This window comes from Sphingobacterium sp. IITKGP-BTPF85, assembly GCF_001006065.1.
Classification (GTDB): Bacteria; Bacteroidota; Bacteroidia; order Sphingobacteriales; family Sphingobacteriaceae; genus Sphingobacterium; species Sphingobacterium anhuiense.
Genome location: NZ_ASZT02000207.1, coordinates 1 through 6,755 on the forward strand (window position 1 = coordinate 1; position 6,755 = coordinate 6,755).

A 6,755-nucleotide genomic window follows, 5' to 3' on the forward strand; every position below is an offset into this window, starting at 1 on the left:
CTTTATATGCCTGATGTTAAAATCTACTAATATATTGTAAACTCAACACGACGGTTTTGTTGGCGACCTTCTGCAGTTTTGTTAGATGCAATAGGTTGGTTTGGACCGTAACCAGTAGCTTCAATACGAGAAGGATTAGCGCCTTTAGATACTAAATAAGCTTTTACTGACTCAGCACGCTCTTTAGATAATCTTAAGTTCAATTGTAATGAACCAGTGTTATCCGTGTGACCAGCTAATTTTAAACTGAAATCTTTTTCAATTAATAAAGCAGCAACTCGATCTAAAGAATTGTATGAAGTAGAACGGATAACTGATTTACCAGTTTCGAATTCTAAGTTTTTAATTGCTTCATCAACAGTTCTTCTATCCGTCTCCGTGATAACTTCTCTACAATTTTAGTTTCATTTTTAACAAGAATTGGACAACCAGCACCATCTACTTGAACACCTGAAGGCGTACCTGGACATTTGTCAAATTTGTTAGCAACACCATCGCCATCATCATCTTGTAAGTCAGCGTTCAATGACTCTACTTAGATTGTAATGCTTTATTAGCAGCATCCAATGCATCACGTTGTGCTTTTAAATCATCATATTTTGCAGTATAATCATTTACTAACGTAGCAACAGGATTTGAATTGTTCAAAGTAGGTTTCGAACCATCTCCTAAAGCAATCTCTAAACCAGCATGTGCATACGAGAATAAATCATTTTTGAAGGTAGGCTTTGGATCCACTGCAGGATTAGATCCATCAAACTTCTGATTCGCCCAGTTCAACTGGTATCCTAAATCTAAATTAATCCCTTTTGCAATGGCGAATTTCAATCCGAAATCAGCAGGAACAAATAACTTCGATTGAGAATCATATGTAGTGCTTGTTGACCCCATCGTTACTGTAGCCTCAGAATTTAATACCCCAATACCTAATGATACATAAGGTTTGATAAAACTGTTGAAAAATCTCCAATTGGTATTAGCCATTGTCCACTCTCCAGATAAAGCTGCTGACCAAGGTGTTTTAGTTTCGAAAGATTGTGAACCATCATCATATGCTCCACCAACTTTACCGCCTAAATAAGAAGCTTTAAATCCAAAAGAAGGAGATATTTGTTTCTTAATGTATGCCGAATAACCAACATTGTGATCTAAATCATTGTAATCTTTACGGTTGAAACCAAAAATATTAGTTTGATTTAAAACCCCAGCACCAATACCGATAGACCAAGTTCTGTATTGGGTAGATGGTCCTAGTGGTGTAGTGCCCTCTATAGAACCAACTTTTGCATTTTGTGCAAATGAAGCAGATGCCAATAATCCAGCTGCTACTAATAATCCACTTTTCTTAAGGTTAATCTTCATATTATTTAAATTTGATTTTAAATTTCTTTATAGTGCTCTAGACAATAATGTTGCCAAATATTGGACGTCTGCTACAATCAGAGTTACATTTATCCCCTCTTGTAGACAATTGTCTACTTTGCTATTTTCTTAATTTTAAAAAAAAACGCCATAATGTATACTATTAGTAACATTACAGCGTTTGTGTGTACTTTATTTAGGAATATTGCTATTCGGATTCGTTTTGCCAAAAAAGTTAGGAATAACAATCCCCATAGCCATTTCTTTGATTATATTTTCATTAAACAAGTTCTGAAAAAATGTTTTACGGCTCTTTGTTATTAAAATAATATCAATATTTTCATCGCGAATCATCGTTTGTATTCCATTCGCAATTTTCTCAGCAGAATTTGCAAAATGACTTCTATTTTTTACGGTATAGGAAATGTCGTCAATGCCCGTTTCTGTAATGATATTGTCTATCCATTCCGTAAGCTTTTTATCCAAGATTTTAATATCAACCTCCTCTTTATTAATATGAATCAATAATAAATGAAATTTACTGCCAAAGACAGGAATCGCCTGTTTTAACACCTCTAATTCACCTGGTTTAAAATTCGTTAACAAAGCAATCGTATCCTTTTTATATGCGGTTGCATTAGCAGGTATGGCTAAAATTGGAGTTTGTGAATCACGGATTACATCATAAGTATTACTCCCTATTAATACAGACTCTAATCCAGAGGCACCCTTTGTACCCATAACAACAACTTTATACTGATTTCTTGCCGTTTCTTTACTAATAACTTCAGCAAGAATCCCTTCATCGAAAAGTTGGCTTATGACCAAAGTAGGCCATTTTTCTTTTACCACGCCGACAAGTTGATTGAGTTGTTCCTCAGATTCCTTTATAGTTGGATCAACAATGTGTTCCCCATGGACCATAAAATTGGCGTATTTGTTTACATGTCGGGTGTAAACATGTAAGAAAACAAGTTCATCTTGATTTTCAAGAGCAATTTCTCTTGCGTATCGTGCAGCAATAATCGAGTTTTCAGAAAAGTCGATCGGAACTAATATTTTGCCCATAATAATTAAGCTTTAGAAAAAAATGTTGGAATAATAGGATGATGAATGATTTGTTTGGCGACAGATTTTTTGAACAATCTTTCAAAAAATGACTTACGTGTTTTCGTGATCAATACAACATCTATTTCTTCATCTTTGATGATATCATTGATTACCTCAGGGATAGTGTCCAATTCTTCTACATCAGTTTGTATAGAATCTACTTCTATATCCACATCGGTTATTTCCGTGTGCTTTTTGATTTGATATTTCCAAATTTCTAATTTATCCTCAATGTCAGATTCAGACTCCGAATGGTAGTGTACGTGAATAATCTGTACTTTGACATCAGATCCGAATATTTTGATGTATTCATTTAACGTATCCAATTCAGCATATTTAAAATTGGACAATAAACCTATTTTCTTAATATCTTTTGTTTGGTAATTAAAGGGGATCGCAATAACGGGAATATTACTTTTCTGACTAACAGCATATGTTGTACTGCCCACTATCACACTGGTATCATCTGTTTTACCCTTAGTACCCATGATAATAGCCGAATAAGTAGTATTTTTCGTTTCTTTCAACAGGGACTCCGTAATAATGCCGCGCTCACATTTTGACGTGAAAACGATAGTAGGATTATTGGCCTTTAGTTTCTCGATTAAATCAGCCATTAAAACATCTGCTTTGAAATTATCATCAGAACTATCACTGTTTACATCATCAAAAGTACTGGACGAAACGGTATAGTTATGATATAAATGAATATCAAACCCTCTCTTTTTTGCCAAATCAATTGCAAATTGAACAGCCGTGTTGGCGTTCTCTGAAAAATCAATCGGGACTAAAATTTTATTGCTCATGTTGTTTGGTAATTAGTTTTATTACGTACACTTTCTTTAATTAATTATGATATAATTTCATCATTGTAGCTTAACACATTTTGTATCGGTTAAGTTTGCTTTTGACTGTTGTAAAGATATTTTTTCCAATGATCTAAACATGTGCTTAATTTAATGAAATAAAGTGATTTTAAGCACAAATTTAAATAAGACGTATTACGACCATTAATTTTCCTTATTCCTATTGTAGTGTGAAATTGAATTATTCTTAAAAATAGTCAAAATTTATTTTATTTCATGACACTTTTAGTACATTATTATGAACTAAAAGACATCCGTCTAATTGCATAACGAGGCAATTTTAAGTAAGTTTGCAACATCATAATTAGACAATTAGATTTTCAATGACAAGTAGAGAAATTCGTCAGGCTTTTTTGGATTTTTTCAAAAGTAAAGGACACCAAATCGTACCATCTGCACCAGTTGTGGTGAAAAATGACCCCACATTGATGTTTACAAACGCGGGAATGAATCAGTTTAAAGATTTATTTTTAGGCGAAGCCGCCATTAAATTTCCACGTGTCGCCGATACACAGCGTTGTTTACGTGTTTCTGGTAAGCATAATGATTTGGAAGAAGTAGGTATTGATACCTACCACCATACCTTATTTGAAATGTTGGGCAATTGGAGCTTTGGCGATTATTTCAAAAAAGAGGCTATTCAGTGGGCTTGGGAGTTATTTACTGATGTATACAAATTAGATAAAGACCGTCTTTACGTAACGATTTTCGAAGGTGATGATTCAGAAGGACTAGCAAAGGATACTGAAGCCTATGATTTTTGGAAAGCTTTAATCGCTGAAGATCGTATTCTATTAGGAAATAAAAAAGATAATTTTTGGGAAATGGGAGAGACAGGACCATGTGGTCCATGTTCCGAAATCCATTACGATATGCGTACGCAAGAAGAACGTCAAGAAGTAGCTGGACAGTCACTTGTTAACGCCGATCATCCGCAAGTAATTGAAGTATGGAATTTGGTTTTCATGCAGTTCAACCGTCTAAAAGATGGTTCATTGCAACCTTTACCAGCAAAACATGTGGATACAGGAATGGGTTTTGAGCGTTTGGTACGTTCTATTCAAGGGAAAACATCTAACTACGATACCGATGTTTTTCAGCCTACTATTCAGTTCATCTCTCAAAAAGCCGGGATAGCTTATGGTGCGGATGAGAAAACAGATATTGCAATGCGTGTAGTTGCAGACCATATTCGGGCGATTAGTTTTGCCATTGCCGATGGTCAGCTACCTTCTAATAATAAAGCAGGTTATGTAATTCGTCGTATTTTACGTCGTGCAGTGCGTTATGCGTATACCTTCCTAAATTTCAAAACACCATTCATAAATGAGCTAGTCCCTTTGTTGGCGGCACAGTTTGATGGTGTATTTAACGAATTGAAAGCACAGGAAAGTTTTGTTCAAAAAGTAATCTTAGAAGAGGAAGTGTCTTTCTTAAGAACTTTAGTCACAGGAGTACAGCGTTTCGAAAATTATGCTGAATCAAATACAACTGTTGATGGTGATTTTGCATTTGAATTATATGATACTTATGGCTTTCCAATAGACTTGACCGAGTTACTAGCGAGAGAGAAAAATCTTTCCGTTGATATGGTCGGTTTTAATAAAGCATTGCAGATCCAAAAAGACCGTTCACGTGCAGCAACTGCCATTGATACAGGAGACTGGATTTTAGTCAATGAAGATGAAGGCTTTGAATTTGTTGGATACGATACACTAAGTGCAAAAACAGAAATTGTAAAATACCGTAAAGTTTCAGCAAAAGGAAAAGACCAATTTCAATTGGTTTTATCGGTCACACCTTTTTATGCAGAAGGTGGTGGTCAGGTCGGTGACACTGGAGTTTTGATTTCTGAAGCTACAGGTGAGAAGATATTTGTAACCGATACAAAAAAGGAAAATGGGTTGTTCGTACATTTTATAGATACCCTCCCACAAAGTTTCGAAGGCCTTTTTGTAGCTCAAGTCGATCAGGCAAAAAGACAAGATACAGAGAATAACCACTCTGCGACGCATTTATTGCACGCTGCATTAAAGCAGGTATTAGGCGATCATGTGAATCAAAAAGGTTCCTTAGTAAATGATGATATTTTACGTTTTGATGTTTCTCACTTCTCTAAAGTAACAGAAGAGGAAATCAAACAAGTCGAAGATATTGTCAATGCTAAGATTCGTGAAAATATTGCATTGAAAGAGGAACGCAATATTCCTTACCAACAAGCATTAGATTCAGGAGTTACTGCGTTGTTTGGTGAAAAATATGGCGATTATGTGCGTGTCATTACTTTTGATGATCAATTTTCAAAAGAACTATGTGGTGGTACGCATGTTAAAGCTACCGGTCAGATCGGTTTCTTTAAGATTACATCAGAGTCTGCCGTTGCAGCAGGTGTACGTCGTATCGAAGCGATTACAGGAACGAAATCTGCAGCAGTGATCCGTGAACATTTTGAATTAGTTGACCAAATCAAAGGGTTATTAAATAATCCAAAAGACTTTGTTGCCGCAATGGGTAAAATCGTGGACGAAAACAGTGCTTTGAAAAAGGAAATTGAAAAAACGATTATTGAAAAATCATTAGCGTTAAAATCAGACCTAGAAAGCAAATTACAACAAGTAGGTGATGTTAATTTCTTAGCCACAGTTGTTGATTTGCCAAACGCAGAGGCTGTAAGACCTTAGCTTACGCATTAAAAGGAGCCGTTAATAACTTATTCTTAGTAATAGGAGCTGATTTTGACGGTAAACCAAGTTTGACCGTTGTCATCTCAGATGAATTAGCAAAATCAAAAGGCTTGAATGCTGGAAATATTATCCGGGATTTGGCAAAAGACATCCAAGGTGGTGGTGGAGGACAGCCGTTCTTTGCGACAGCCGGAGGAAAAAATAGTGCCGGATTACAAACAGCGATAGATAGAGCAATAGAATTTATAAAATAAAACGAATATGATGAAGCAGACGTTGCTAGTGGTGGGTTGTTTATTTTTATTTCTAATCGGATGTAAAAATAAAGATGAGTTTACAATTTCTGGCCAAATTGAAAATCCAGGAAATATTAAAGTAATATCGTTATACGAAGGCGAAAGAAAATTGGACTCCATGTTTTTTGGAGACAAAAATGCCTTTCAATTTAAAAGACCTACTAGTCAGGCGCGTCTATTATCACTTCGTGTAGGTAAAAATCGTTATGATTTAATTGCTTCACCAGGAGAGGACATTGTTTTCAAGGCAGATCTTCAGAAAGATGTTAACGATTATCAATTAGAGGGCTCTGAGTTGTCATCATCGATTCAGAGTTTCTCAAAAATGAGAAATCGACGTGATGCAGTTCGCGATTCCTTACAGGCAGATTTTGCGAAGAAATCCATCACAGCTGATGTGGATGATATTGAAAATCTGCGTAGTGAGTACAAACAAA

Annotated in this window: 2 protein-coding genes and 3 pseudogenes; 2 read left to right on the forward strand and 3 right to left on the reverse strand. The window is 35.4% G+C overall.

Going from position 1 to position 6,755, the window contains the following annotated elements; all coding sequences use genetic code 11:
• Positions 1-26 precede the first annotated feature (26 nt).
• The 3 genes and pseudogenes from L950_RS23580 to L950_RS23590 form a co-directional block, all read right to left on the reverse strand.
• Positions 27-1,362, reverse strand: a pseudogene (locus L950_RS23580) (OmpA family protein).
• A 192-nt stretch (positions 1,363-1,554) separates the two neighbouring features.
• On the reverse strand, positions 1,555-2,430 hold the full coding sequence (locus tag L950_RS23585) for a universal stress protein (protein WP_021191117.1): 876 nt from the start codon (positions 2,428-2,430) through the stop codon (positions 1,555-1,557).
• A gap of 5 nt (positions 2,431-2,435) precedes the next feature.
• On the reverse strand, positions 2,436-3,278 hold the full coding sequence (locus L950_RS23590; RefSeq protein ID WP_021191118.1) for a universal stress protein: 843 nt from the start codon (positions 3,276-3,278) through the stop codon (positions 2,436-2,438).
• A 383-nt stretch (positions 3,279-3,661) separates the two neighbouring features.
• Between L950_RS23590 and alaS the strand changes: the two are divergent.
• Positions 3,662-6,276 (forward strand): annotated as a pseudogene (gene alaS / locus L950_RS23595) (alanine--tRNA ligase).
• Positions 6,277-6,283: 7 nt separating this feature from the next.
• Positions 6,284-6,755 (forward strand): annotated as a pseudogene (locus tag L950_RS23600) (DUF4369 domain-containing protein); the annotation flags it as partial.